This window comes from Bosea sp. 29B, from assembly GCF_902506165.1.
Classification (GTDB): domain Bacteria; phylum Pseudomonadota; class Alphaproteobacteria; order Rhizobiales; family Beijerinckiaceae; genus Allobosea.
In genome coordinates, this window is the sequence record NZ_LR733817.1 from 1,279,540 (window position 1) to 1,302,758 (window position 23,219).

Here is a 23,219-nt window from a genome sequence, read left to right on the forward strand (position 1 = left end):
GTTCAGTTCTCCACGATGAAGGGCTGCGTCTCCCCGCCATGCGCCTCGAATGCGCCGCCGACGGAGAGAATGTTCAGGATCGGGTAGGTGCGGACGAAGGCGCGCCGCAGGTGGATTTCGAGATCGACGCGGCGCACCCATCGCTCATTGAGCAGATCGGAGGCGGTGCGCATCCTGGTGCATTCGAGCAGGTTGACGCCGCCTGCCCGCATCGCCTCGCGGTTCTGGGCGACCATCAGGCCGTCACGCAAGCGGCTCGCAAACGAGTAGGCGTTCGGCCCGTAGAAGCTGGCCAGCAGCTCGACCGTGTCGTGACGCTGCTGTTCGTCTTCGCCCTGATTTCCCGGATGATGGATCTTCACCGTGCCGTAGTCGGACGCGATGACCGTGACGCCGATCGCGCACCAGTTCGTCCCGATGTCCGGATGGGGCGGCGGCTCGGGTTGCCAGCGCGGTCGGACGAGGCTGCGGGTCAAGCCAGTGATGCCGGTGACGACATCGCCGATGAAATTCTCAAAGGCATCATCTTCGACCGGACGCGTCGAGATCGGCGCGAGATAGCCGCCCGTCGAACTGTCGTTGGACATGGAAGCCTCGCGTCAGCGCAGATCGAGCAACCGGCAGGTGGCGCAGGTGAAGCCGGCGCCGTAGCGCGAATAATCGTCGACGGTCACGACGGTGTACCGGCGGCCGTTCCAAGTGACGACATCGGCGTCGAGGCCGGCGCCACCCTCGGTGAAGCGGAACACCGAGTGCATGATGATCGAGCCGGTCGACAGTGCCGCCTCGGGGTTGCGCTGGAGATTGCGGCCCTTGTCGGAGGTGACGACGACCGAGATCGCGGTAGTTGTCTCGGTTTTGACACTGCGGCCGGTCTGCGGGTCGACGTCGACGACGCTGCGGGTCACATTGGCTGCATCGGCGAACAGCGGATCGCTGAGCACATCGGAAACATCGAGCAGGGGCATCAGCTACCCTTCTTGCGCACCACATGTGTGACGGCGCGGCGCAACTGGCCGGTGTCGATCAAGGGGCGCTCCCCGGTCCTCCCCTTCGCCCGGCGCTTCGCCAGCGTCTTGGGAGATAGCGGCGTGAACGGACCCTCGGTGATCTTCGCCTTGACGGAGTTCGCCGCCACCATGCCAGCACGATCGAAATCGCGCTGGATCATCTCGGACTTGCCTTCCAGTGCCGATAAGCCGGCGGCCTTGAGATGCGGCACGAATTGCTTGCTGGCGCTCTCCACGCCCGGGACCAAAAAGGGCCGCTCCGGGATGTTCTGCGCCGGCGATCCGGTCTCCATGAGATAGCCGATCTCGGCATTGTTGATCGGCGTGTCCGTGCGGCCCGCCGTGGTCGAGGGGATGCCGACGAGAACCTCTTTCGAGGTCAGATCCCGGACGCCCTTCAGAACCGCGCCAACGCGATCCTTGACGATGCGGACGTTCACAGCTGCCAGCCGCCAGAGCCGGCCATGCGGGCAAGCTGCAGGAATTGGACGCCATAGGTCGTGGCGTTCCAGTGACCGGCGCCGGTGTCGAGCGTGGTGCTGCCGGCATCGTAGGAGACGGACACCTTGTCGACCGTCTTGCCGGTCACCACACCCGTATTGGCTCCAGGCACAGCGCCGGACGCCGACGACCGAACCGCCTGCTGCGCAAGCGCGATGTGGTGCGCTGTGAACAGCTCGAGGCCGTGGTCGAGCAGATCAGCCCAGCGATCAGGGCGCAGCATCAATGCCCCGATGCCCAGCCAATAGCTGACCGAGCCATCGGGGTAGCTGGTAACGTCCGCGAACTCGGGAAAGTGCTCGCGGAAGCTGGCCGGAGTGACGGTCACGCCGCGGCCTTCGCCTTGGCCTCCGCCTCCTCGATGAGCTTCAGGGCCTCGTCCTCGGCCAGTCCGGCGATGTCGTCGAGGCCAACGGCCTTCGCGCGCTCGGCAAGCGTCAGCTCGGGCGGGGTCTCAGGGGCATCCTTGCCCTTGCTTCCCTTGCCCTTGCCGCCCTTGGCCTTGCCGTCATCATCGGCCTTCGCCTCGACGATCTCGCACCCGGCCGCCTTGGCGTACCAGTGATGCGCGACCTCGTCGGGGACGCCGTGGTTGAGCCCCGGCTTGAGGCTGTAGACCTTGCCGTCGTTCAGGGTGATGTCGACCTTGACGGGGGTCGACACGGTGAAGGTTTCGCTCTTGGCCATGGCTCAGATCCCATCCCGGTAGGCGACAGTCTCGGGGTAGACGAACTCGACGACGCCGAGTCGCCCGAAGTAGGTCACGAGCTGGCGCAGGTCGCGGTATTCCAGCGGGGTGCGCTGCAGCGGCACCATCGGGAAGCGGACGTAATTCTCCGCCTGGGTGTACGCCACCATGCGATCGGTGGCGCCGGCGCCACGGCCGGTCAGCCACTTCACCGGCTGGATATCGAGCGGCCGACCGGTCTGCGCCATCGTCAGGGAGTTCTCCCGGAGATAGGTCAGGATCGACTTGTCCGCGGCGGACGAAACCAGCTGCCCGTTGATGTAGGCAAATTTCAGCGGCGGCAGCAGCAGCTTCGTCGGCACCTGGGCAAAGCCGGTGGCCTGCCAAGCGGCCGTCAGAGTGTCGTTGACGTCGCGCAGGATCTGCGTCGGGCTCTTGTTCGCCCAGAGCGGCGAGGAGCCGGTACCATCGGAAGGGACGTTCGACGGCGTGATCAGGCCGGAATTGACGAGGCCGGTGAAGCCCAGATCGGTGTCGCCGATGTAGACCTGCTCGTCGATGTCCATATTGTGCTTCAGGACCATGCCTGAATACTTCTGGCTGTCGACCGGGCGCCCGACCTGCTGCGCGCTTTCCAGCTCGGGGATCGTCCAACCGAGCTGCATCGCCCACAGGTTCAGCGGGTTGGCGGTCTTGCCGATATCCAGCGCCAGCGAGGCGATGGCCGAGGCATCTTTGCCGATCCAGGCCTTGCCGGTCGGGGTCAGGCCGCCGATCGCAGCGAAGGTCGAATTCGTGAAGGACGACACCTCGTCCGCGATCGACACGTCGGAGCGCAGGTCGATGTCGCGCGACCAGGAGAACGAAACCAGCGGCTCATGCAGCGTCTGGTCGAGACGCTCGAGCTCGCCGATGACGAAGGCGCCGGCCGAGTCGATGGTGGCGCGGTCGAAGGTGGCCGCGTCGGTGAAGCGAACCCGCTTCAGGATGGCCGGGGCCGCCAGGGGCGCGCCGAGGCCGGGAAGGATGATCTTGCTCATGATCTCTCTGGCCCCGTCAGATGTTGAAGCGGATTTCGACGTTGCCGTCGGCATCGGCCCCGCCCATGAAGATGCAGTTGGGAACCGCCGTTGCCGTGCCGCCGCCAGCCGGCGAGGCAGCAGTGACGATGTCACCCCCGACGACCGAGCCGCCGGCGGTGGTCACGACGTAGACGGCGCCGCCCTTGGTCGCCGTGCCGAGCGCGAGCTTCACGGTCATGTAACCGCGCACCATCGGGTCACAGAGACCGGACGTCGGCGGCGTGGCCGTGCCGAGCGGCTCGTTGGCCGCGTTGGTCGGATAGGGACGGGCCAGCAGTCCGTAGGGCGTGACAGCCGCATCGCCGGCGCCAAGTGCCCGGAGCTTGCCGGAAACCATCTTGAGGAACACGCCGTACTTCGTCGGCGGAGCCGCGGCGTCGATCTGACCGGGTTCGATCGTCGACTGCGACGGACGGGTGACGTCACCGGCAATGCCCGCGGGCATCCGGTACAGGAAAGAGACCATGTCGGATGCTCCTCAGTTGGCCTGGTTGCGGTTCCAGAACGCCTTGTGCTTGGCGTTCAGGTCGGCGGTCTTGACGGGCGCGCGCCCGAAGTCCTGCGTGGTCACGCCGGGGCGCAGGCCAGCGGCGTTGTTCTGGGCGCGCATCAGCTCGGAGGCGCCGATGAACGCAGCCTGCAGGGTGGCGGCATCCATCGTGTCGAACGTCGGCTCGCCGCCGCCCAGGAAGGGCTGAACGGCCTTCTTGCCGGCATCGGTGGAATAGGCGGCCGCGAGCGCCTTGCGCTGGCAGCTGCACACGGCCGCGTCGATGGTCTTCGCGCTCGCCTTGGCGTCGGTCGTCGGCATGCGCACGCCCGGCGAGAGGATCTCGGCACGAGAGACGGTGTCCCGGAAGCGCTTCAGCGCGGCATCCTTGGTCTTGCCGTCTTCCTCGTCCTCGTCGTCGCTGTCCTCGGTCTCCTTCTTCTCGTCGGAGTCCTTGGTGGCGAGCGCCTTGATCTGGGCGTCCATGGTGTCGAGGCGCTTGGTGAGACCGCCGATGGCCGCCAGAACCGCGCTGTCGCCGGTCTTGGACTTCTCGTCGTCCTCATCCTCGTCGTCGCTGTCGCTGGTCGGGGCCTCCTTCAGGGCCTCCTCCATCGCCGCCTCGTCCTTCGATTTGAAGGCGCTGCGAACCCGATCCAGCCATGAGGTCTTCTTGGCCATGTCTTCATCTCCGATGGCACATCGCGAACCGCACCGGCCCATGGCCACAAGCGCTACGTGGTTCGCGATGATGTTGCGCTGGACCCCGCGCCCGGGCTCGATTTGCTCGTAATCGGCCTCGTACCCAGCCGAGACCTCGCGAATGCCGTCCTGGTCGACGAGCTTGATGGCGTCGCGACCGGTCAGCAGCAGGTCGGCGAGGATGACGTCGCCGTCGATCCCCTGCCCGGCTCGCGCGTTCATGGTCACGCCCTGAGCCAGGGCCTTCCAATTGTCGGGCGAGACGAACTCAGACGGATGCTCGATCGTGACCGGCTTGCCGTTGAACGATGCCACCGTCTCTTCGCGGAACACCTCTTCGGCCGGCCGGTCGATGAAGATCTCACCGACCATGTTGGCTTCGACCGGCACCTCAAACGCCGCATAGATCTGCTGACCGATGCGGGCGATCGGAACGTCGTGGCAAACCACGAAGCCTTCCGGCGTGACCGTCCGGCGCGACCCGATCTCGCCTTTCGAAAAGAACTTCATAGGTCGGGGTCCGGGATGACGGGTTCGGCGTAGCAGCGGCAGTTGGGCAGCGCGCCGGCGTGGCCGGTCAGCCCGTCGAGGTCAGGCGGGGCGTCCCAGGCCACGAAGCGCCCTTCCATCCTCTTGTGCGATGGCCGAACGTCCGCATCGCGCGAGGTCCGCCAGATGTACCCGACGCTGCCCACAGCCTCAGCGCGGACCTGCGTCAGCGTCGACGCGGCGCGGCCGATTTCGGTTCGGGCGATCAGGTTGGCCCTCGACTTCGTGACCTCGCCTGTCCGCAGGATCTCGCGAGAGATGACTTCAGCCCGCGTGCCGGTCTCCTGCCCCTCGATCACCAGGCGATGAACGCGCTCGGCAGCTTCGCGCGGCAGACTTTTGATGAGCCCGACCTGTTCCGCCATCTTCTCGCGCATCGCCTCGCCAATCGGCGTTTCCTTGACGATGCGACCGATCCCCGCGCCCATCTCGCGAGAAACCGCCATCCATGCCCGCTCGTCGCGGGCGGCGACATCGGCGAGCATCCGGCGGGCCACCGACTTCGCCCAGTCGTCGAGCATGTCGGCGTAGCGGTTGAGCGCCTGGCGCAGCGAGGCCTCGTTGTTCGGGCCGATGACACCGAAGCCTGAGATGATGTCCGCTACGACGCGGGCGATCTTACGCAGCTGGCTGGCGTACCTTTTCTCCGCCTTCCTGCTCCTGATCCATTCCGCTCGGGGCGATCGTCTCGTCTCCCGGTCGTAGGTCAGCCGCTTCAGCATCCGGCGCCATCTCGCTCGGATCGGGCGGCAACTCCTCGGCCGCCTCGATCTCCTCGTTGGTGATGTTCGACCACACGCCGGTGATCTCCGCGGACTGACGCAACTCGTTGAGCGCAGTCCTGTCGCTGATCAGACCAGCGTCGTTCGCCGTCGCGACGGTCTCCGTGATCGTCTTCGCCACATCGGCCTTCTCCTTGTCGGAGAGCTGCCAGAGCGGCTCGAATTCGAACATCAGATCCTCAGGCGGGTCGGCACCCACAACCGAGCGGTAGACGACGTCGAGCAGCCGCCCGATCGGCACCCGCAGCGTGCTTTCCTGCTTCTGCAGGATGCCGTCGTAGTAGGTGCGAAGGTCGCTCTCGCCGGTCGAATTGAGACCGGCGGGGGACTGACCGAACAGACGCACGAGCGGGATCTGAAGCGCGCCGGAAAGCTGCTGCCCGAACTGCAGGAGGACGTCCGACAACCCGGAGAACGAATAGGCGTGGGTCTCGAATTTGTCGCTGGCGTCGAGGAGGGTCAAACCCTCGTTCGACTGCATCGAGCGGATGACGTCGACCTGCTTCAGGACCGCTTCGAACATCTGGCCGCCGGCGGCGATCAGCTCGCGCAGCTTGTCGATCGAGAGCGTCCGCAGGTGCGCCTTGTAGACCAGCTGGGCAGCGCCCTGGCTGGTACTGTCGTAAGCGACGAGCTGATCGTAGATGCGTTCGGCGACCGACTGGCCCCAACCGTTCTCGGTGAGCCGCTGCTGATAAGGCAGCTTCACACCCTCCAATCGCACGACGCGAGTGTGGTGGACGCGCTTCCCTGACAGTGGCACCCATGGGTTTGGCAGGACATCGTAGCTGGCAGGGTGGCCCAGTTCAGGCCCGTAGTCCTCTACGAAGTTCACGACGGACGGCTGAACCATCCAGCGATCGAGCACGAGGAGGCCCTTGAACTGATCCTTCCTGATCGTCTCGACCCGCAGCGGGGTCGCAGTATCCTGTCCGTCGATCAGCATGACGGCGATGCAGCCGCCATAGAGGCGAGCCCATTTCACCGTCTCCTCGACCGAGGCCCAGACACCGAGCTGGCGAAGCGCGTTCTGGACTGCCTCGGTGTTCTCCGCGTCGTCCTTCGACTTCAGGTCGACGCCGGCGCGGGTCATGTCCTCGGCAACGACGTCGACCGCCTGGCCGATGACCCAGCTCGTTCGATACATCGCCTCGAGGCGGATGCGATCGCGCGAGATGAAGTTGTTCTGGTAGGTCGACGCGCTGAACTGGTTGCCGGCGCCGTAGCCGAGACGAGCCTGAAAGTTGACGAAGCCGTCAGCAGTCAGCGCCCGCGAAGGGACGCGGATGCGAGGCTTGCTCATAGTCGGTCAGCTCGCGAGTTTCGACCACACCCCGAGGCCGCCGCGGGCCTGAATGTATCCGTCCAGCCCATAGCGGACGGCGTCGATGCCGTGGTTCCACTTGTCGACGATGATCGGCAGGATATCGCCGCTGATCTTGTCGACCTTGTAGGCGTAGAGCCTGAATTCCTGCGCGATCCGGGGGCAGCGCTCGTGCACCACGATGCGCTTGAACCCCTTCATGTGCGCGACGCCGTCTTCGACGCTGCCCGGCCATTTCTCCGCGGCTTCGATATTGAAGCCCTGCCGGCGCATGTAGCTGATGGTCTCAGGCCGGGCGCCGTCCGCCTTGATCGGCCAGGAGCGCGAGCCCGGGACGCTGTCGAATAACGCGGGCGTTTCATCGATCTCGACGCCGTGCCCATAGGCCTCGTGCGAGATGAAGAGGGTATCGTCGGCGATCCAGAAGCGGATCAGAGCCGTCGGGTCGTTGGCGAAGCCCCAGTCGCCACCGAAGAAGATGCGAGTGCCTTCGACCGGCTCATCGAATGCCGTGACCTCGACGCGGCGGCGGAAGATGACGGCTTCCGAGATGGTGACATATTCGCCTTCCCAGACATGCCCGTAATCGTCGGGCGTCCGGGCAAGGCAGATTTGGCGATCGAGTTCCAGCTCGTCCGGAAACCAGGGATTGTCGCGCCAGTTCGCCTCGACGACGATGCCGTGAGGGGCGCCGATTTTCTTGTCGCCACGAAAGAGCTTGTCGACCGGCGCTTCGGGGCTATCCGGGTTCCAGCTGAACCAGATTTCCGAACCCGGCTTGCGGATTGTCGGCGTGAGCAGCTTCAGGCTGTGAGTTGAGAGTGATTGCGCTTCCTCGACCCATCCGCCGTCGAACCCCTCCAGGGATTTGATCGACTCGGCCGTGTGGTTCTGCATGCCTTGGAAAATGATCACGCCATTGCCGGGCGTGATGATCTTCTCCCGCTGAACGTCGAAGTGCCTGCCGACGCCCAGCTTCTGGATCTTGTCTTCGATCAGCCGCTTGACCGACTGTTCCAGCGACTTCTGGATTTCGCGGATGCAGGCCCAACGCAGGCCCGGCTGCATCAGGGCGCGCTCGACGAGAGCCTCGGCCTTGAAATGTGACTTGCCAGAGCCGCGACCGCCGTGGGCGCCCTTGTAGCGGGCCGGTTCAAGTAGCGGGACGAACGCCCTAGGTGTCTCGATGTTTAGGGTCAACGATGACACGGCGGATCGTCTCGATCTTCAGCGGTTCGCCGTTCGGATCGCCGATACCGACCTGCTCGCGGAACGCCTGCACACCGACATGCTTTCCGATCAGCTCGATGCGCTTGATGCGATCGCTGAGCTTGACCTTGCGGACGACTGCGACGACGGCGCCCTCTTCGCGGACTTCCTCGACATCGAGGCCGGCGACGAGGCCTTTGCGCCAGATCAGCGGCCAGTCCCTGACCGGCTTCAGCGTGCCGGTATCGTCGTAGAGATCGGCGACATCGGCATCGGCCTCTTCTGCGAGCCGGTTTAGGACCCAATCGGCATCGATCTTCGTGCGAGCGCTGCGACTAGCCTGCGCCTCGGAGACGGCCGCCTGAACCTCGGGGATCGCCAGGAGCTGGGAAGCCTGCGCTTTTGCCGACTTAGCGCTGTAGCCGGCCCGGATGGCCGCATCGGTGCCGTTCAGGTCGACAAGGTACTCCTCGACGAAGCGCTGCCTCAGAGGGGTAAGGGACATGAGGGTGGCGGCCAAAATAAATACGAGGTTTCCTCGTATTTCGCTTGCGCGACACGAGGAAACCTCGTATAAAAATCCTGTCAGGCAATAACGCCTGACGAAGGACTAGGAGGAACCCATGAGCTTCAAGCTCACCTTCCAAGTCCGGATCGGCAAGTGGAGACTGACACTCTCCATGAGCCGGTAAGTCCGGGGGCCGGGGTGGTTGCAGCCATCCCGGTTCCCGCGACACAGAGAATAGCCCAAGGCCGCGGGAGAGACAACGATGTGGACCAAAGAGCGAATCGTCGCCTTCAGGGAGAAGGCTGAACTACGCCAGGAAGACCTGGCAGCCGCATTCGGCATGTCGACGCGCAGCTGGCAGGATATCGAGAACGGCGTGACCAAGATCAGGATGTGGCACATCCTCGCCCTCGATCACCTCACACTCATGCTCGCGGTCGAAAAAGGCGACGCTTCGCTCGTCGATCCAATCACCGCCAAAACGGCGAGAGACTTTGCGAAGCTTCCGGCAAAACAAAGCCCCGCCTGATCGACGGGGCTGCGCGGGCTTTTTTCAAGCTCCCGCCGGACAGGTGATTTCAAATCACCGCCCGGCTCGTGCTCATGGGCTACGCCACCTTTTCGAGCTTGGCAAGCGACGTCGTGATGCGGCCTGCAAGACGGGCATGCTTGATCACGATCTCGATGCGATGCTCGGTCGAAGCGCTGGCCACCTCCGCCAGGAACCCGGCGAACGGCCCTTCCATCACCTGCACCTTGTCGCCGCGCTTGGGCAAGCGGCTCGCCATCGCCTGGCCGTCCCTGATCCTGATGCACTCCGGATCGTCGAAGGTGCCGGCGTCTTCCGCCTGGCGTAGCGCCGCGATGATGTTGGCCGGCACCGGCAACGGCGCGCGGCTTCCGGCCGGCTGAATCATCCATTCGACGCCGATGGTGCGCTTGCACTCCGACATAAGCTTGCCGAGCTGCTCATTCGGATCGAAGCCGACGAAGAGATATCTGCCTAGCGCCGGTCTCATCACAACCTCCTTGCGGCGAGCGTGCGTGACGATCGTCTGCCGCATCGGCAGATAGACGCCGAACTTCTTCCGCTCCAGCGCGTCGGCGCAGATGCGGTCCTGCTGGAACTTGGTGTGGATGATGAACCAGGAGTGATCTTGGAACATGCGGCGCCCTTCATGTTGGGCACTCGCGAAGCAGTCGGAAGGCGGCGATACCGTGATGCCAGAGCCGCCAGCCATGGGCAAGCGGCTGGTTTAGGATCGTATAGGGCGAAACTGGCCGCTGTCAGGTGTCGGCGCCCTTATCGAGTGATCGAGGGTTCGTTCGCATCTGTTCTCAAAACAGCAAAAACCCCCTAAGAAGCCGCCGACACCTGCTAAGTCATTGATATTAGAAATCACATATAATGATTTCAATAAGATAGGTGTCACCTAGGTGTCACCGTAGCTGTCACCGCCGTCGACACCTAGAACACATTTTCGCCATGATGCGCTTCAGGTGTCACCGCTGCGTCGACACCTAGATGACACCTGCGTCGACACCTATCGCGGTGCGGAAATGATGCTGGTACCGCGGATTTCGATCGGCAGGTAATGCGGGAAGGGCTGACCGCTACCGGTCAGATAGGTGCCGAGCAGGAGGCTGAATTGCCGTCCGCCGCATTTCGAGCAGCGACAGCGCGCCATCAGTCGAGCGAGCTGCATCCTGGCCTCGATGATCCGGAACTCGTCGAAGCGCACCTGCCCTTTGTGGAAGCACAGGATACACTCCACGCGGAGCCATACCCAGCCCATGGATATGGCTTCTGCAGGCGTCTGCGGCGGTTGTTCGGGCATGGAAGCGGGCGACACGGGTCACGTTCTCAGATTGAGAACATAACAGGAACAATCAGGTCGTGGGAGTCAAGGGAGCGTGGTCGACGAAGCCGCGGCGATCAGGGCGCCGCTGCCCACTCGGGAGGGCGATTGACGACTTTGCCGCCTGGCAAATTGAGGAAGTCCGGAAACTGGGAGTTCGAAAGATGATTATTCGTGATGTGGTGGCAGAAATGAGCCTCTCTGGCGAGACTTGCAGACGGCTTCGGCACAGGCGTCAGAAGGCCGATCGTCTTTCCGACCTCCGATCGAACAAGGCGAATTGGCTCGACGAGATCGGTATCATTGGTGATGATCGCAGCTACATCGAAGCGGTCGTTATATGCATCTGAGAGCAGGTGCGAGGCCAGATTGACATCGCTTCCTTTCTCTTCGGTTTTGTGAACGCGTACAACGTTTGGCCATGGTAGGAATGGCGGCTTGGCGTTTGGTTTCGCAGGATCTAGATCGGGATGGACAATCCCGGCCCATGTCTTGCTAACCAAGAAGTTGCCGAAGTGGCTTTCGATCTCGGGAATGGTCGATAACGCGGAGAGATAAGCCTGCTGCCTGGCTGGCGTCGTTGGGTCAAATCGCCCTGAAACGCGAGCTGTAAAGTACCTGACCTTGATGATTTGATTTTTCGGGCTTAAGACCTGCTTAGCGAGTTCGCAAAGATTTAACCATTTGAACTGCGGCTGGTCTTTCAAAAGCCTGTAATATAGATTGAACCCATCAACGTAGACGATGGTCCTCACGGCTTCCGGCCCCTGATAAAGCAAAGGCCGCGCCGGATTTCTCCTTTGCGGCCTTTGGGCCCGCAGCACGCTGCGGGTGGGTTATGGGCTAAATATAACGCAAAACGCGTCATTTTCAATAGGGAGTTGACAGAATCAGATTTATGTGGCACCGCCTCGCTGCGGTTCTAGCGACGCTTCTCGGCGAACGCAGAGGCAAATTGCAATAATTTTGTCCTCGCGCCGCTATCCCCTTCCCCTTTCTAGGCCATCATGACTCGCCGCGACACGCCGCCGGCGACCTTCCGCTCATCGACGACGATCACGCCTGAGCGCGACAGGGCATCGAGGGTGTTTCGGAGATCATTCGCGAAGCGGAAATGTCTCTGCATCGCCCGGTGCAGTTCCCGCATGCGGACGCCGCGCGGCCCGGCCGAATGGACCTTGGCAAGCAGCTTGCGCTCGAATTCTGCTGCGCCCAACGGGTCGACCATGAACCGGCCGGCGTCGCCGATAAGCCGCTCGGTCGACTGCCAGACGAGCGCTGCGGCCCAATCCATATCGTCGCCTGTCACGGTCGGGATATCGGGGTCGCGACCGCAGGCGCGGATCGTGGCGCACCTGACGGCAATCTCCGCCACGCGGGCCATGAACTGGCCGGTCTCCGCATCGGCGTCGATGCGCCGCTGCGCCGTCGACGACAGGTCGCGATAGATGTCCTCGGCTCTCTGGTCCTGCCACCTTGCGTGCAGGCCTTCAGGATCGGGGGCGGTGTTCTTGCAAACGTAGCCCGAGAGATTGCCGCGCCCGGTGGTGCCTGCGCGATAGAGGCGCATCATGCCGTCGCGCAGACTGTCCGGGACGTCTCTCAGCTTGCGTCTGGGCTCCACCTCGGCCACGCGCTCGCCGCCGTCGATGACGAGGAAGCGGTTCAGGAAGCCGTTGACGACGTCGCGGCCGCGCAGCGCCTCGTAGAGCTCTTCCGGCGTCGTCGGGCCGTAAAGGGACAGGCAGGGCGCCGCGATCTCCACGCTCGACGTGCTGGCGTACGCCGGGGTCCGCACGGTAGCAAAATTGGAACCCCAGAGCGAGCGCAGGACCATGCTGATGCCTTGCTCATGCGTAGACGCGCGCGGGTGCGACAAGCGTTTCAGCAGGGCGCCGAACTCATCCTGGGCGCAGATCGTCAGCGGCGAGTTGGCGACGTGCTTGACCAGCGCTGACATCGACATGAACTGCGACGGGCCGACATGACGCTGCAGTTCGGCCGCGCGCATCAGCCGGTCGATCGCGTCGAGCTGGTGCTGCTTGCCGCCGCCGGTCGGATAGGTGGCGATGACATAGAGCTGAAGCCCGGCACCTGTTGGCGTCGCCATCCGCCTGCCCAGCAGCGTGGCGCACAGCGGCAGCGCGGCCGATAGCGCGAGCCGTCTATTCGGTCTCCGCGAGGTCGCGACGATGAAATCAATCACTTCGCCTAGCACGCCGTCGACATGCGTCAGCGCCTCGTCGATCGGCGGCGCCTCGCCCTCCTCGTCCTCCGGATCATCGTCGGCATCGTCGACAACCTCGCCAGTATCGGCCACGATCGTCACGCCATTGACCTTCGTCAGCCTGATCTCGATCTCAGGGCCGCTGTCTGCGTAGCCCGCACGATCATCCAGCGCGGCGCGCGGCTTCTTTGACCCGCTCGCGAAGCCGGAGGCGATCGTCTTGCGGATCTCGGGCTGTCTCAGTCCGCACGCGAGCGCCGCCTCGGTCAGCGCGATATCGACTTCCGATTGGCCGCCCCATCCGCTGGCCACCATCTGCGCAAGGCTGAAGGCGGCGATGTTGAGGGTATGGTTGCGCTGCCCCTCGCCTGCCTGAGTGACCTTACGGACCTCATCGGCAAGAGCGGCCTCGAATGCTGCCCGCTCGCGCGCGCCGGTCTCAGGCCTATGAGCCGGAGCGGCGGCTGGAACGCGACTAGTCGCGATGATCTCAGCCGAGCGAGCGTCGTCGACTACCCTGCTGGCCAGCGTGGTTGCAAGCCACTGCGGCAGGTCTGGGATGGCATCGGCCTGCAGAGCCGTGACCAGGCCATCGCCAAGGGGATGATAGTTGCGGCCGTCCGGCAGCTCCGCCCCTTCAGCGATGACGTAGCCGCCGCTGCCGCGCACGTCGATCCCGGCCGGGAGCGTGCCGCGGGCGTTGGTCAGCGCGCCATCCTGCCGGAAGAACACGTGCCGGCCCGTCGATGGCGTTTCCACCGTCGGCCAGTCGCGAGGGTCGTCACCATTGTCCCTTGCGAGGGTCTCAAGCGCGATGACGCCGTCATCCTTGCCGTGGCGGTCGCAGTCGATCGCGACGAGCTTATGTCGGCCGAGCTCGAACGCGGGCAGCGACGAGGGCCACCGGCGCCACCACGCCTCGATGCGGCGAGGATCGGTCGATGCCTCGTCCTTCCAACGCACGCCTGGCTGCGGGCGCTTGGTCTGGTTGCATGGGAAGACCGCTATGCCGAGGTCGGCAAGACGTTTTGCGGCGGTGAGATTGGGGTTGTCCATGATGCGCCGCAGGCAGGCGTTGCGGGATCAGAACGGACACTCACCGTTCTGCAGCTGTTGCTTGACCGAGGCGCCGAAGGCAACCAGCGCGGCCTCGACCTGAGCAGCCATAGGCGCCCTCAGGTTGGCAAGAGCAGAATTGACGTGCTCCGGCGAGGCGGCGGACAGATCGCGCACGCCTGCGTCCCACATGGCGCCCATCACCTCGTTGACGATCGCCTCGGTCACCTTCTCAGCGGATGCCTCGCAGGCGCGTTGCTCGAGCGCGGTCAGTTCATTCGACTTCATGGTGACGAGCACTCCCGTGCAATCTGAGCAGGTGCGGTTGTTGCAGACCCATGCGACGACCGGCTTGTTCGGGCCTTCGTAGACGCCAAGCCCAACCGCCATGCGGCTGCAACACATGCAGAGCGCAGGATTTTTGGAGCGTTGGAGAAGGATGCCGGTCATGTCCGCGATCCTGACGGCGATTCGGCATGGTCAAATGTGTCAGTGCCGGCCCGTTTTTCGCGCTCGCTTTCCTTCTCGACCTGAAGCGCCAGCGTATCCATGGCGATGAGCGTATCCTGGCTGGTCAGGCCGCCATGGGCTTCGTCGATCCGGAAGAAGCGGAGAGCGCGGCGCGCGGCCGAGAGCAGGGTTTCCTCGCTCATGCCGCGATATCCTGCGGCAGGTCGTGCTTCAGAGCGCCAGCCCTGGCAGGCATGACGACGCCGATACGAGACCCATCACCTTCGATCCGGAGAGGATGACCGTCGCCGCCGGTCTTCACGACGACCTGGCCGCCGACAAAGGCGAGACCCTGCATCAGCAGGCAGGACTGGAACTGCAGGTCAAAGCGCCGATGCGTCTTGCCGCCGAAGGCGATCGAGATCAGCTCATTGTCCATTCCGCTGGCACTGCCGACGAGCCGCGAGCCGTCATAGCTCAGGCCGCAATAGCGCTTCCCGAACGCCTCCAGCCGCGCGAGCTTGCGATTGAAGGCGCCGGCATCGATCTCCAGCAGCGGCGGCGTATCGGCGGCAGGCACGACGCGGTTGTAGTCAGGGTATTTGCCGTCGATCAGCTTGCTGGTCAGTTCGAAACCCGCCGTCTTGAACTGAACCTTCGCAAAGGTGAGCGCGACGTCGAGCGCATTGGCGCCCTTCGCATGGGCTGCGATCCAGTTGACCGCCCGGCGCGGGACGATGAACTGGCCGCAGTCGCCGTCATCGACGCGATCAGCCGCGCCGACGATCATGCCCAGCGTGTGACCGTTGGTCGCCACCGTGCGGGCCGTCTCCATGCCGACGTCGATGCAGACGCCATTGAGGTAGTAGCGCGTCTCCTCGGTGGAGATGAACGGGATCAAGTCCGCGAGCGAGGACGGCGGCATGGTGAGATTGAGCGGAGCCTTGCCTATATCCCAGCCTGAGCCGGGCCAGTCCGCGATTGGCAGGCTAAGGAACGAAGCGCGGGCATCGGTCATGTCGATGCGGACTCGATTGTCGGGCGCGGCGCCAATCCGGATCATCTCGCCGTCACTGAGATGGCGCACGATCTTGGCCAGCGGAGCGAACGGCACGACGAAGCAACCTGACCCGGTCGACGCGACCGGCCAGCGCAGATACAGGTCGAGGTCGGTCGCCTCGACATAGGTCTGATCGTCGACCGTGCGGATGACGATGCAGGTGAGGACCGGGATCGTCGAATGCGTCTCGACAACGCCCCTGCAGGCGATGAGAGCCTTGCGCAACTCTCCGGCGAGGAAGGTGAGGCTCATGCGGCGCTCCTGGCAGGTTCATAGGAAAGGGTTCGGCAATAGGCGCAGTACGGCCCCGGCCCGGGCGCCGGCTCGCCGCAGAAGCGCTTGGCCTCGAACGGCGTGCCGAGGCTCCAGAGCGGCCAGCGACATTGACCTTCGCGGTGATCGAAGAAGCTGACACCTTGGCGCTCGATCGGCGTCGGAACGGGCGGCGACGGTGACGGTACGAGGGTAAGCTTGGGCAGCGGCGCCGGCTTGGTCCTTGGCGCAACGAGGCGAACGACGCGCTCTTTCTTCGGCGCCGAGACACGATTGAGCTGCAGCTTGCGGGCGCTCCAGCCCTGCCGGTGTGCAAGGCCACAAATTGCGCTGCGCGAGGTTGCGAAGCGGTGATCGCGATCGAGCGCTTGCGCGACCTGGGAGGCCGAATAGCCCTCCACCTCCCAGAGCCGGCGCGCCTCGGCGATCATCTGAGCGGGCCAGGGCAGCGCCATCACGCAACCCTCGCCAGCAGATCGGTTGCCGGCCCCTCGCGCTCGGCCTTCTCAAGGTTTTTGACCGCCTGTCGAAAATAGGCGTCCTTGAGTTCTGTCCCGATAAATCTTCTCCCCATGCGTAGGGACTGGTAGCCCTCGCTGCCGATACCCATGAACGGCGAGTAGACCGTGTCGTCGCGATTGGAATAGAGCGTAATCGCTCGCTCGATGACATCGAGCTGAAGCGGGCAAAGGTGCCGCTCATCTTTGTCGTCGCGAACGACCTTGACGTTGAGGACGTTCGTCTGGTCGACGGTCATCCAGACGGGCGAGGCGATCTCCTGCCATCGATCGACTGGATATTGGTTCGGGTCGTGGACGACCGGGTCAGGGGTCTTGCTGGTCGCCCCGTCGACAGGCTTCCGGAAGAAAGTCAGGTAGTCCGGCATGCCGGGGCGGCAGCGGCTCGCATCAGTTCGAAACGTCTTGTAGAGCAGGCCATGCGCTTTGGTCCGCTGCATTTCGACAACGGGATCTTTCCAGATCGTCACCTTGCCGGCGTAGATCCACCCTGCATCTTCATGGGCCTGCCGAATGTCCGAAGGGAAATCACGCAGCCCGATCACGCCGTCGCGACTGGCGGTTGTCGGGATATCGCTCGAATGGACAGCAGTGACACGCCCTGGCTTCGTGACGCGGAGGAGGTCCGTGACCAGCGGAAGATAAGCCGCCCGGAACTCCTCGTAATCAGCGACATTGCCCATGTCGCGCTCACTCTCGCTGTAGACGAAGAGGTGGGCGAAGGGCGGAGAATAGACGCTGAAATCGACCGATGACGCCGGCATGCCGGCCGTAAATTCGACGGTGTCGACGTTGTAGGCGGCGAAGCGCTCGCCAATCTTCTGATCAAAGACCTGCATTGGCCATCCACGCCGGGAGCGTGGCCTCCTTGTCTGGGCTGTAAGGACTGAGAACGGCTTGCTCGACGGCGGCACGGCGCATGGCGGCAGCCATTTCCGCCTTCATGCGGTCATGGTCGCCGGCCTTGCGCTGAACGACCTCGACAATCGCGGCCTCGGTGTCCGCCATCACGACATGAGCCGAGACTGGGTGCGGTTGGCCAAAGCGCCAGAAGCGTCGGACGGCCTGATAGAAGGCCTCGTAGCTGAAGCTCAGGCCGGTGAAGACGGTCTGGTTGCAGTGCTGCCAGTTGAGGCCATAACCGGCGATCGACGGCTTCGTCAGGAGGACGCGCAGCTCACCGCGGCAGAACGCGGAAAGCCGCTCCTCCTTGACATCGGCGTGCATCTTGCCGCTGACCTCAATCGCCTCCGGCACGGCGGCGCGAACGGCCTCCGCCTCGTAGTCGGTATCGACCCATATGCAGATGGGATCGCCGGTCGGAACACCTGCAACAATCCCAGCGACATGCGCGGCCCGATCTGCTGCGGTCAGGCGCTTCTCCTTGTGGATCGACGTCGCCGATCGTTCCGGGATGCGGAACATGCGGAACTGGCCGTTCTTCTCCTCGCCGGCGTCCTGCATGCGATCGGCGCGCACCAGGTGCTTGACGATATCGAGCGCGGGGAGGTCATAGCCTTCGTCACTGAAGCCGAGATCTGATGGCTTCGATACGCAACGCGCCCAGCTGGCGACCCAGTCCCAGAACGGGCGAACGGCATGACCTTTGAGCCGCCATTCGCCGGTGTCGGCGCTATCGTGAAGGAAAAACCGCGTCAGCATCTTGGTCCGGCTGTCGACGCCAAGAAACTCGGAATGCTGGCCCAGCTCGGTATGGTCGTTCGGCGCCGGCGTGGCGCTGCCAGCGAGACGGAAAGGCGTCTGCCGGAAGGCCTCGATTAGCTTGCGCGTCGTGGCGCCGGTGAAGCTCTTCAGGATCGACGACTCGTCGAGGATGACGCCGGCATAATCAGCGGGGTCGAAGCGCTCCAGGCGCTCATAGTTGGTGATGACGATACGCGGCGATGATGGTGGCTGGCCGAAGCGCGAGATCGACGCATCAACGCCCATGGCTTCCGCCTCGCGCAGGTGCTGCTCACCAACGGCGAGCGGCGCCAGCATCAGCACCGGCTTGTTCATGTGCTCGACGACACATCTGCCCCAGTCGAGCATCATGCGGGTCTTGCCGAGGCCTGTATCGTAGAAGAGCGCTGAGCGGCCGGCGCGCAGGGCGAATTCGACGCCAGCACGCTGATGGTCACGCAGCGTGGCGTTGAGCTCTGGCGTGCGGCTGATACCTGCGCGCAGCGGCTCGGAACGCTTGGACGCACAGAGCGCGCGATAGGCGGTGAGATGATCGGTCATGCCGCCCTCGTTTCTTCGACAAGGCCGCCCCACTGGTCAGCCATCGCGTCGGCGATGCCGGAGAAGAAGCGCGAGCGTTCCCGCCAGCGATCAGGGCCGGGACTCATTCGGTGGACGCGAGGCGTGCGGCCTTCGACGACGCTGGTAGGAGTGAGCGGCGGCAGGTTCTTCAGCCAGAGGCACGTCCGTTTGACCTCGCCATGGCCGAACTGCCACGGCTGCACGCTCTGCGCCGGCTCGCGGTAATTGACGATGCGGGCCTTCGCATGCCGGTGCATGACCGGGTTCTCGATGGCGATGCGCTCGATCGGCGCGTTCCAGAATGCGGAGAACAGAGCGGCGCCTTCGTCGAGATCGCGCCACATGTCGTCGAGCGATCGACCGGCCGGAGGCACTGAAAGCCAGCGCACCCCGCTGTTGCACAGTCGCGTGCAAGGCGGATGCGCGACCATCAGCAGATCCCAGCCATCGCTGAGGATCGCGCGGGCATCCCCTACGATATGGCGGTTACTGCGATCTTCGGCCGGCAGCAGGTCGCAGGACCATGCATCGTGGCCGCGAGCTGCAAAGGCGCGCCGCACGGTCCCGGAAAATTCGCAGGCGACGAGAACACGAAGCGCCTTCATCGTCCGGCCCTCATCCAGCCGAGGCGGACGGCGCCGAGATACGGCTTCGCGTCGAAAATTCTGCGGAAGGGGCGCCAGGACTTACGGCCGGCGCGCTGTCGCTTGTCCTCTTCTCGCCAGTTCGAGGCGAGGCGGTTGATCGCCTTGAACACGCCGGCAGCCTGCGCCTCAGTCCGCTCGAACCGGTGCGCCATGTAGAGGTCGTAAAGCTCGGCGCCGCGCACGGCCCGGCGGTTATTGAAAGCCTTGCGGCATTCGGTCGTGCAGAAATGCACCTCGTCGTCGCGGGCCTGAAACTGCTCACCGCATTCGAGGCAGATGCGCGGTCTTGGGAAGCGGATGACAGTCATACCGTCATCTCGCCAGCCTGGCGCAGCTGGACCATGTGCCGCTTGGCGACGCGGTCGCACTGGCCGTTCACCCAGTTTCGACCGGTGCCGGACTTGTGGCCCTTGATGTGGCGCAGGAAGAGGGGTCGGCCGCCAGCGGCGTCGCGGATAGTCGACAGCGATGCCATCTCGGAGGCCGATAGCCTCTGCTTGGTCGGTGCCGAGCTACTATCCCGCCTATCGTCGCTGCGTGACCATGCAGCCGTCGGCAGGGACCGGACGATCGCCAGCGCGGCAAGGCTGTCGGACTGGATCACCAGGGTCTTGATGCCGGTGAGATCTCCAGAGCCGGAGAGCTGCTGAAGCGCATTGGCGATGGCCGCGAGCTCGGCCTCGGTCGAGTTGATGGGCTTGCTGGTCAGCGGGCCGCCGAAGATGCGACCGCGCTCCCATTCCTCGCGCTTGGCCCAGGCTCCCCATCCAGCTGACAGGGTGCGAGAGCAATGCGAGGCGTCACAGAAGAGAGTGAGGATCATGCCGCGACCCTCCGCTCGACCGCACGAAGCTTCAGCTTCTCGTCGACCGCGAAGCCGTCCGAGCGCAGCCGCTCGACGACGCGCCAGTACTTGCCGTCGCGCTTGATGCGGATCGCGCTGCAGTTGATCTTGGCGTCACCGTCGCGGATCAGCCTATCGGCGCCGTCTACGTCGACGCCCTCCGCCGACATGCCGGTCATCCGCTTCCACCAGGCGGCCGCCTTCTCGCCGGGCCATCCGAACTGGCCGAGCGAGACCCAGTCGGTGTAGGCCTTCAGCCCGACGAAATAGTCGACGCGCAGAGAGGTGTTGCCGGCCGCAGAGACATGCGGGCGCGCGGAAATGCCGTCGACCGTCAGCCAACGCTCCTCGACCTCGCGGACCATGACGGCGGCTTCCTCGTCCGCCTTGGCCTCATGCTTGGGTTCGACGGGCCACTGATAGCCGCAGTCGAGACACTCCATGGTGCGCAGCGCGACGAGCTCGCTGCACTGCGGGCAGGGCTTGGCCCTGACGGTTTCGACCTCTGTCTTCTCGCTCTTGCCGGCCTCCTGGCCGCGGCCGAGGATCTCGATGGCATCGACCGGGCCATGGCGGCGGACGTTGCCGCTGTAGTCGAGGACGAGGCAGTTATCCTTGCCGGAAGCCAGCCGGGTGCCACGGCCGAGCATCTGCACGTAGAGGCCGGTCGACAGGGTCGGGCGCAGCATGGCGATGAGATCGACATGCGGGGCATCAAAGCCGGTCGTCAGTACGCCGACGCTGGTCAGGGCGCGCAGCTGGCCGGCCTTGAAGGAGCGGATGGCGCGGTCCCGCTCGTCCTTCGGCGTCTCGCCGGTGACGCTGGCCACCGCAACGCCGTGGCTCGCCAATTCAGCGCGCACCGTCTCGCAGTGGTCGACGCCCGAACAGAACAAGATCCAGCCGCGGCGATCCTGGCCGCGCACGAGGATATCGGCGACCGCAGCCTTGACGAGCGCGTCCTTGTTCGCAGCCGCCTCGAGCGCGCTCGCCTTGAATTCTCCGCCCAGTTTGGCGATGCCGCGGGCGTCGATAATGCCAACCTCGAGGTTCGGCGACTTCAGCGGCGACAGGAAGCCGTCGCGCACGCCTTCGCCGATGCCGTAGGAATAGACGATGTCGTCGAACAGCCGGCCGTCGCCTTCGTTCAAGCGCCCGGAGTCGAGGCGATAGGGCGTCGCGGTCAGGCCGACGACGCGCAGCTCCGGCTCGGTCTCCCGCAGCTTGTTGATCAGCGTCAGATACATCCCGTCGCCGGAGCGCGGCACGAGATGGGCCTCGTCGACGATCACGAGATGGCGCTTGCCGAGCGAATATCCGTCCTGCTTGAAGACGGACTGGATCGAGGCAAACAGAACCTGCGAGCGCAAATCGCGACGGCCGAGACCTGCGGAATTGATCCCGGCCGGGCACTGCGGCCAAAGGCGCAGGGTGGCGCGCAGGTCCTGTTCGACCAACTCCTTGACGTGTGTCAGAACGAGCGCGCGGGCGTCGTAGTCCTCGACGACGTCGCGAACGAGCTGCGCCAGGACGACGCTCTTGCCGGTGCCGGTGGCGAGATCGACGAGCGGATTGCCGCCGCCCTTCTCCCAATAGGCATGGACGGCGTCGATCGCCTCGCGCTGATAGGGGCGAAGCTCGGTCATGGCCGGCGCTCCAGATGTGGCCAGTCGCCATACACTTCGTCCGCCGCTTCAACGCTCTGGCGCGAGCGAGCGATCCAGAGAGCGCCAAGGACGATCAACTCGACGACGATCGTGACGATGCAGCCGAGGACAAACGCTTCGTGCTGAGTCATGCCATCACCTCGTAGAAGCTGGCGATGCCGACGAGCGGGATCATGGCGAAGAGGACGATGGCGGCAGCGATCTCGCCGATACGGTCGCCTGCCCAGACATTGACGATGCGGCCATCGTCGACGGTTCGCTCCTCGATCACGATGGCGAACGGCTTGACCGGCCGGGCGCCGAGCAAGGCATTGCACTCGTCAGCGCGGCGCTGGCAGGCGGTTTCATCGCCATGCCAGGGCATGCGCGGCACGGCGCGGCGATGAACGGCTCGGGCGACGACGCCGGCCTCAGCGAGGGTCGCGGCGGGTATCCAGTAGGTGACGGTTCTCATGGCCATCACTCCGCCGCCGGAAGGAACTGATGCGTCCATGCGGCGCGATCGGCTGAACGATCCACCCGGCGCTCGACGAGAGCATCCTCGTAGGCCTGCCGGACGAGGGAGCGATCTTTCGAGCCGCGAGCGCGCGGAGATGTGTCGCACTCGACCCATTCCTGCACGCTGGCAAAGCCCGCCTTCGAAACGCCCTTCAGGCAGCTTTCGGCGTCGATCAGCTTAAAGCTGAAGCCGTCGTCATCAGTTGAAAGCTTCAGCGCCCAGTCGCCGGACAGGCAGTAGTTGCCGAGATCGAGATCGGAAGCCTCGTAGGTGAAGTCGAAGGTGCCCATCAGAGCACCTCACGCGGCCTGACCGAAGACGAGCGTCGGCTTCATGCGCACGACGGTCGACTTGGTCTCCTTCTTGAACTGGTCGAGCGATCCTGGCCCGAAGAAGGCTTCGACGGCCTTCGTGTCGAGGCGGGTCGAAGTCTGCTCGGCGATCGTCAGCGTGACCTGACGGCCTTCGACGCGCTCCTCTTTGCGAGCGATCAGCTCGGCCTTGATGGCGTCGATGCGCTCGGATCTTGCGTCGATCTCGCCTTTCAGCTGGCCATACTCGTCGGCGAGCAGGGCGCTGGAAACATTGTGGAAGGGGTTTGCCATGAGTTCGTCTCCCGGTTGGGTGGAGACGTTGTCTCACAATATGTGACGTGTGACAATACGGGTGGAACAAAAAATGTGACATCCTGATGTGCGCCGCCATGGACGAGCGGCGAATCATTCGACTCGACTCCTTGCACCGGTTCTGTCTTCAATGAGAACAGAAACGGAACATTAAGGATTGATCATGAGTAGCGTGCGACCCGCTCAATCCCCCAAGCCGACGCTAGCGGACTACGCAGCGCTGTTTATTCGATGCGAGGACTGCGGCAACGCAAAGCGCATGGGGCCTGAGACCCTCTCGTCGCTTTATGGAAAGGGCTTCCAGTGCGATGCGGATCTCAAGCCGAAGCTCATCTGCCAGCCATGCAAGGACCGCGGCGCCTATGGCCGCAACCTATTCCTCA

Annotated in this window: 31 protein-coding genes; 1 reads left to right on the forward strand and 30 read right to left on the reverse strand. The window is 64.2% G+C overall.

The window, feature by feature from the left end:
• Nucleotides 1-2 precede the first annotated feature (2 nt).
• Genes GV161_RS06255 through GV161_RS06310 form a run of 12 tightly spaced genes read right to left on the reverse strand, consistent with a single transcriptional unit; the run spans nucleotide 3 to nucleotide 8,842 of the window.
• Complete coding sequence (locus GV161_RS06255) at nucleotides 3-587, reverse strand: hypothetical protein (RefSeq protein ID WP_159650175.1); 585 nt, start codon at nucleotides 585-587, stop codon at nucleotides 3-5.
• A gap of 12 nt (nucleotides 588-599) precedes the next feature.
• Nucleotides 600-968 carry a hypothetical protein gene (locus GV161_RS06260; protein ID WP_152015520.1) on the reverse strand — a complete coding sequence of 123 codons (369 nt, stop codon included), beginning with the start codon at nucleotides 966-968 and terminating at the stop codon, nucleotides 600-602.
• Nucleotides 968-1,450, reverse strand: coding sequence for a hypothetical protein (locus GV161_RS06265; protein ID WP_152015519.1), 483 nt, complete (start codon nucleotides 1,448-1,450; stop codon nucleotides 968-970). The genes GV161_RS06260 and GV161_RS06265 overlap by 1 nt, the downstream gene beginning before the upstream one ends.
• The gene (locus GV161_RS06270; RefSeq protein ID WP_152015518.1) at nucleotides 1,447-1,839 is read right to left on the reverse strand and encodes a DUF4054 domain-containing protein; all 393 of its coding nucleotides are present in this window, start codon (nucleotides 1,837-1,839) and stop codon (nucleotides 1,447-1,449) included. The genes GV161_RS06265 and GV161_RS06270 overlap by 4 nt, the downstream gene beginning before the upstream one ends.
• Complete coding sequence (locus GV161_RS06275; protein WP_152015517.1) at nucleotides 1,836-2,198, reverse strand: hypothetical protein; 363 nt, start codon at nucleotides 2,196-2,198, stop codon at nucleotides 1,836-1,838. The genes GV161_RS06270 and GV161_RS06275 overlap by 4 nt, the downstream gene beginning before the upstream one ends.
• A gap of 3 nt (nucleotides 2,199-2,201) precedes the next feature.
• Complete coding sequence (locus tag GV161_RS06280; protein WP_152015516.1) at nucleotides 2,202-3,239, reverse strand: DUF2184 domain-containing protein; 1,038 nt, start codon at nucleotides 3,237-3,239, stop codon at nucleotides 2,202-2,204.
• 16 nt (nucleotides 3,240-3,255) lie between these two features.
• On the reverse strand, nucleotides 3,256-3,747 hold the full coding sequence (locus tag GV161_RS06285) for a hypothetical protein (RefSeq protein WP_152015515.1): 492 nt from the start codon (nucleotides 3,745-3,747) through the stop codon (nucleotides 3,256-3,258).
• Between the two features lie 12 nt (nucleotides 3,748-3,759).
• On the reverse strand, nucleotides 3,760-4,983 hold the full coding sequence (locus tag GV161_RS06290) for a DUF2213 domain-containing protein (RefSeq protein ID WP_152015514.1): 1,224 nt from the start codon (nucleotides 4,981-4,983) through the stop codon (nucleotides 3,760-3,762).
• Nucleotides 4,980-5,744: a phage minor head protein gene (locus tag GV161_RS06295; RefSeq protein ID WP_152015513.1), complete on the reverse strand. Its 765-nt coding sequence runs from the start codon at nucleotides 5,742-5,744 to the stop codon at nucleotides 4,980-4,982. Before GV161_RS06295 ends, GV161_RS06290 begins: the two co-directional genes overlap by 4 nt.
• Nucleotides 5,641-7,107, reverse strand: a complete 1,467-nt coding sequence (locus tag GV161_RS06300) for a DUF1073 domain-containing protein (protein ID WP_152015512.1) — start codon at nucleotides 7,105-7,107, stop codon at nucleotides 5,641-5,643. Before GV161_RS06300 ends, GV161_RS06295 begins: the two co-directional genes overlap by 104 nt.
• A 6-nt stretch (nucleotides 7,108-7,113) precedes the next feature.
• On the reverse strand, nucleotides 7,114-8,337 hold the full coding sequence (locus GV161_RS06305) for a PBSX family phage terminase large subunit (RefSeq protein WP_193219561.1): 1,224 nt from the start codon (nucleotides 8,335-8,337) through the stop codon (nucleotides 7,114-7,116).
• Nucleotides 8,303-8,842 (reverse strand): terminase small subunit, encoded by a 540-nt coding sequence (locus GV161_RS06310; RefSeq protein ID WP_152015511.1) that lies wholly within the window; start codon nucleotides 8,840-8,842, stop codon nucleotides 8,303-8,305. Before GV161_RS06310 ends, GV161_RS06305 begins: the two co-directional genes overlap by 35 nt.
• A 265-nt stretch (nucleotides 8,843-9,107) precedes the next feature.
• On the opposite strand from GV161_RS06310, the gene GV161_RS06315 reads away from it, so the two are divergent.
• Nucleotides 9,108-9,374: a helix-turn-helix transcriptional regulator gene (locus tag GV161_RS06315; protein WP_152015510.1), complete on the forward strand. Its 267-nt coding sequence runs from the start codon at nucleotides 9,108-9,110 to the stop codon at nucleotides 9,372-9,374.
• Nucleotides 9,375-9,453: 79 nt separating this feature from the next.
• Here GV161_RS06315 and GV161_RS06320 read toward each other — a convergent pair whose 3' ends face one another.
• The 18 genes from GV161_RS06320 to GV161_RS06405 form a co-directional block, all read right to left on the reverse strand.
• On the reverse strand, nucleotides 9,454-10,011 hold the full coding sequence (locus tag GV161_RS06320; RefSeq protein WP_159650176.1) for a transcription termination/antitermination NusG family protein: 558 nt from the start codon (nucleotides 10,009-10,011) through the stop codon (nucleotides 9,454-9,456).
• Nucleotides 10,012-10,389: 378 nt separating this feature from the next.
• Nucleotides 10,390-10,698 carry a hypothetical protein gene (locus tag GV161_RS06325; protein ID WP_152015508.1) on the reverse strand — a complete coding sequence of 103 codons (309 nt, stop codon included), beginning with the start codon at nucleotides 10,696-10,698 and terminating at the stop codon, nucleotides 10,390-10,392.
• Between the two features lie 83 nt (nucleotides 10,699-10,781).
• The gene (locus GV161_RS06330) at nucleotides 10,782-11,459 is read right to left on the reverse strand and encodes an NYN domain-containing protein (RefSeq protein ID WP_152015507.1); all 678 of its coding nucleotides are present in this window, start codon (nucleotides 11,457-11,459) and stop codon (nucleotides 10,782-10,784) included.
• Nucleotides 11,460-11,701: 242 nt separating this feature from the next.
• Nucleotides 11,702-13,987, reverse strand: coding sequence for a bifunctional DNA primase/polymerase (locus GV161_RS06335; RefSeq protein WP_152015506.1), 2,286 nt, complete (start codon nucleotides 13,985-13,987; stop codon nucleotides 11,702-11,704).
• A gap of 27 nt (nucleotides 13,988-14,014) precedes the next feature.
• Complete coding sequence (locus GV161_RS06340; protein ID WP_152015505.1) at nucleotides 14,015-14,437, reverse strand: hypothetical protein; 423 nt, start codon at nucleotides 14,435-14,437, stop codon at nucleotides 14,015-14,017.
• Nucleotides 14,434-14,640, reverse strand: a complete 207-nt coding sequence (locus tag GV161_RS06345) for a hypothetical protein (RefSeq protein ID WP_152015504.1) — start codon at nucleotides 14,638-14,640, stop codon at nucleotides 14,434-14,436. The genes GV161_RS06340 and GV161_RS06345 overlap by 4 nt, the downstream gene beginning before the upstream one ends.
• On the reverse strand, nucleotides 14,637-15,749 hold the full coding sequence (locus tag GV161_RS06350) for a hypothetical protein (RefSeq protein ID WP_152015503.1): 1,113 nt from the start codon (nucleotides 15,747-15,749) through the stop codon (nucleotides 14,637-14,639). The genes GV161_RS06345 and GV161_RS06350 overlap by 4 nt, the downstream gene beginning before the upstream one ends.
• The gene (locus tag GV161_RS06355; RefSeq protein WP_159650177.1) at nucleotides 15,746-16,201 is read right to left on the reverse strand and encodes a GcrA family cell cycle regulator; all 456 of its coding nucleotides are present in this window, start codon (nucleotides 16,199-16,201) and stop codon (nucleotides 15,746-15,748) included. Before GV161_RS06355 ends, GV161_RS06350 begins: the two co-directional genes overlap by 4 nt.
• Nucleotides 16,202-16,224: 23 nt before the next feature.
• Entirely contained in the window at nucleotides 16,225-17,127 is a 903-nt protein-coding gene (locus GV161_RS06360) for a DNA methyltransferase (RefSeq protein WP_152015501.1), read from the reverse strand.
• Nucleotides 17,114-18,532, reverse strand: coding sequence for a DEAD/DEAH box helicase (locus GV161_RS06365; RefSeq protein ID WP_152015500.1), 1,419 nt, complete (start codon nucleotides 18,530-18,532; stop codon nucleotides 17,114-17,116). Before GV161_RS06365 ends, GV161_RS06360 begins: the two co-directional genes overlap by 14 nt.
• Nucleotides 18,529-19,158, reverse strand: a complete 630-nt coding sequence (locus GV161_RS06370) for a hypothetical protein (protein ID WP_152015499.1) — start codon at nucleotides 19,156-19,158, stop codon at nucleotides 18,529-18,531. The genes GV161_RS06365 and GV161_RS06370 overlap by 4 nt, the downstream gene beginning before the upstream one ends.
• On the reverse strand, nucleotides 19,155-19,508 hold the full coding sequence (locus GV161_RS06375; protein WP_244624157.1) for a transcriptional regulator: 354 nt from the start codon (nucleotides 19,506-19,508) through the stop codon (nucleotides 19,155-19,157). The genes GV161_RS06370 and GV161_RS06375 overlap by 4 nt, the downstream gene beginning before the upstream one ends.
• Nucleotides 19,505-20,023, reverse strand: a complete 519-nt coding sequence (locus GV161_RS06380; RefSeq protein ID WP_152015498.1) for an RNase H family protein — start codon at nucleotides 20,021-20,023, stop codon at nucleotides 19,505-19,507. Before GV161_RS06380 ends, GV161_RS06375 begins: the two co-directional genes overlap by 4 nt.
• Complete coding sequence (locus GV161_RS06385) at nucleotides 20,020-21,690, reverse strand: DEAD/DEAH box helicase (RefSeq protein ID WP_152015497.1); 1,671 nt, start codon at nucleotides 21,688-21,690, stop codon at nucleotides 20,020-20,022. The genes GV161_RS06380 and GV161_RS06385 overlap by 4 nt, the downstream gene beginning before the upstream one ends.
• Nucleotides 21,687-21,842 (reverse strand): hypothetical protein, encoded by a 156-nt coding sequence (locus GV161_RS06390; RefSeq protein ID WP_159650178.1) that lies wholly within the window; start codon nucleotides 21,840-21,842, stop codon nucleotides 21,687-21,689. The genes GV161_RS06385 and GV161_RS06390 overlap by 4 nt, the downstream gene beginning before the upstream one ends.
• Nucleotides 21,839-22,165 carry a hypothetical protein gene (locus GV161_RS06395; protein WP_152015496.1) on the reverse strand — a complete coding sequence of 109 codons (327 nt, stop codon included), beginning with the start codon at nucleotides 22,163-22,165 and terminating at the stop codon, nucleotides 21,839-21,841. Before GV161_RS06395 ends, GV161_RS06390 begins: the two co-directional genes overlap by 4 nt.
• Before the next feature lie 5 nt (nucleotides 22,166-22,170).
• Nucleotides 22,171-22,500, reverse strand: a complete 330-nt coding sequence (locus GV161_RS06400; protein ID WP_152015495.1) for a hypothetical protein — start codon at nucleotides 22,498-22,500, stop codon at nucleotides 22,171-22,173.
• Between the two features lie 9 nt (nucleotides 22,501-22,509).
• Entirely contained in the window at nucleotides 22,510-22,815 is a 306-nt protein-coding gene (locus tag GV161_RS06405; RefSeq protein ID WP_152015494.1) for a hypothetical protein, read from the reverse strand.
• Between the last annotated feature and the right edge of the window lie 404 nt (nucleotides 22,816-23,219).

What these genes read in the sequence shown, in the direction of transcription:
- GV161_RS06255 (WP_159650175.1), bottom strand. Translation starts at nt 587, where the DNA reads ATGTCCAACGACAGTTCGACGGGCGGCTATCTCGCGCCGATCTCGACG.
- GV161_RS06260 (WP_152015520.1), bottom strand. Translation starts at nt 968, where the DNA reads ATGCCCCTGCTCGATGTTTCCGATGTGCTCAGCGATCCGCTGTTCGCC.
- GV161_RS06275 (WP_152015517.1), bottom strand. Translation starts at nt 2,198, where the DNA reads ATGGCCAAGAGCGAAACCTTCACCGTGTCGACCCCCGTCAAGGTCGAC.
- GV161_RS06280 (WP_152015516.1), bottom strand. Translation starts at nt 3,239, where the DNA reads ATGAGCAAGATCATCCTTCCCGGCCTCGGCGCGCCCCTGGCGGCCCCG.
- GV161_RS06285 (WP_152015515.1), bottom strand. Translation starts at nt 3,747, where the DNA reads ATGGTCTCTTTCCTGTACCGGATGCCCGCGGGCATTGCCGGTGACGTC.
- GV161_RS06290 (WP_152015514.1), bottom strand. Translation starts at nt 4,983, where the DNA reads ATGAAGTTCTTTTCGAAAGGCGAGATCGGGTCGCGCCGGACGGTCACG.
- GV161_RS06295 (WP_152015513.1), bottom strand. Translation starts at nt 5,744, where the DNA reads ATGCTGAAGCGGCTGACCTACGACCGGGAGACGAGACGATCGCCCCGA.
- GV161_RS06300 (WP_152015512.1), bottom strand. Translation starts at nt 7,107, where the DNA reads ATGAGCAAGCCTCGCATCCGCGTCCCTTCGCGGGCGCTGACTGCTGAC.
- GV161_RS06310 (WP_152015511.1), bottom strand. Translation starts at nt 8,842, where the DNA reads ATGTCCCTTACCCCTCTGAGGCAGCGCTTCGTCGAGGAGTACCTTGTC.
- GV161_RS06315 (WP_152015510.1), top strand. Translation starts at nt 9,108, where the DNA reads ATGTGGACCAAAGAGCGAATCGTCGCCTTCAGGGAGAAGGCTGAACTA.
- GV161_RS06320 (WP_159650176.1), bottom strand. Translation starts at nt 10,011, where the DNA reads ATGTTCCAAGATCACTCCTGGTTCATCATCCACACCAAGTTCCAGCAG.
- GV161_RS06335 (WP_152015506.1), bottom strand. Translation starts at nt 13,987, where the DNA reads ATGGACAACCCCAATCTCACCGCCGCAAAACGTCTTGCCGACCTCGGC.
- GV161_RS06340 (WP_152015505.1), bottom strand. Translation starts at nt 14,437, where the DNA reads ATGACCGGCATCCTTCTCCAACGCTCCAAAAATCCTGCGCTCTGCATG.
- GV161_RS06345 (WP_152015504.1), bottom strand. Translation starts at nt 14,640, where the DNA reads ATGAGCGAGGAAACCCTGCTCTCGGCCGCGCGCCGCGCTCTCCGCTTC.
- GV161_RS06350 (WP_152015503.1), bottom strand. Translation starts at nt 15,749, where the DNA reads ATGAGCCTCACCTTCCTCGCCGGAGAGTTGCGCAAGGCTCTCATCGCC.
- GV161_RS06355 (WP_159650177.1), bottom strand. Translation starts at nt 16,201, where the DNA reads ATGATCGCCGAGGCGCGCCGGCTCTGGGAGGTGGAGGGCTATTCGGCC.
- GV161_RS06360 (WP_152015501.1), bottom strand. Translation starts at nt 17,127, where the DNA reads ATGCAGGTCTTTGATCAGAAGATTGGCGAGCGCTTCGCCGCCTACAAC.
- GV161_RS06365 (WP_152015500.1), bottom strand. Translation starts at nt 18,532, where the DNA reads ATGACCGATCATCTCACCGCCTATCGCGCGCTCTGTGCGTCCAAGCGT.
- GV161_RS06370 (WP_152015499.1), bottom strand. Translation starts at nt 19,158, where the DNA reads ATGAAGGCGCTTCGTGTTCTCGTCGCCTGCGAATTTTCCGGGACCGTG.
- GV161_RS06375 (WP_244624157.1), bottom strand. Translation starts at nt 19,508, where the DNA reads ATGACTGTCATCCGCTTCCCAAGACCGCGCATCTGCCTCGAATGCGGT.
- GV161_RS06380 (WP_152015498.1), bottom strand. Translation starts at nt 20,023, where the DNA reads ATGATCCTCACTCTCTTCTGTGACGCCTCGCATTGCTCTCGCACCCTG.
- GV161_RS06385 (WP_152015497.1), bottom strand. Translation starts at nt 21,690, where the DNA reads ATGACCGAGCTTCGCCCCTATCAGCGCGAGGCGATCGACGCCGTCCAT.
- GV161_RS06390 (WP_159650178.1), bottom strand. Translation starts at nt 21,842, where the DNA reads ATGACTCAGCACGAAGCGTTTGTCCTCGGCTGCATCGTCACGATCGTC.
- GV161_RS06395 (WP_152015496.1), bottom strand. Translation starts at nt 22,165, where the DNA reads ATGAGAACCGTCACCTACTGGATACCCGCCGCGACCCTCGCTGAGGCC.
- GV161_RS06400 (WP_152015495.1), bottom strand. Translation starts at nt 22,500, where the DNA reads ATGGGCACCTTCGACTTCACCTACGAGGCTTCCGATCTCGATCTCGGC.
- GV161_RS06405 (WP_152015494.1), bottom strand. Translation starts at nt 22,815, where the DNA reads ATGGCAAACCCCTTCCACAATGTTTCCAGCGCCCTGCTCGCCGACGAG.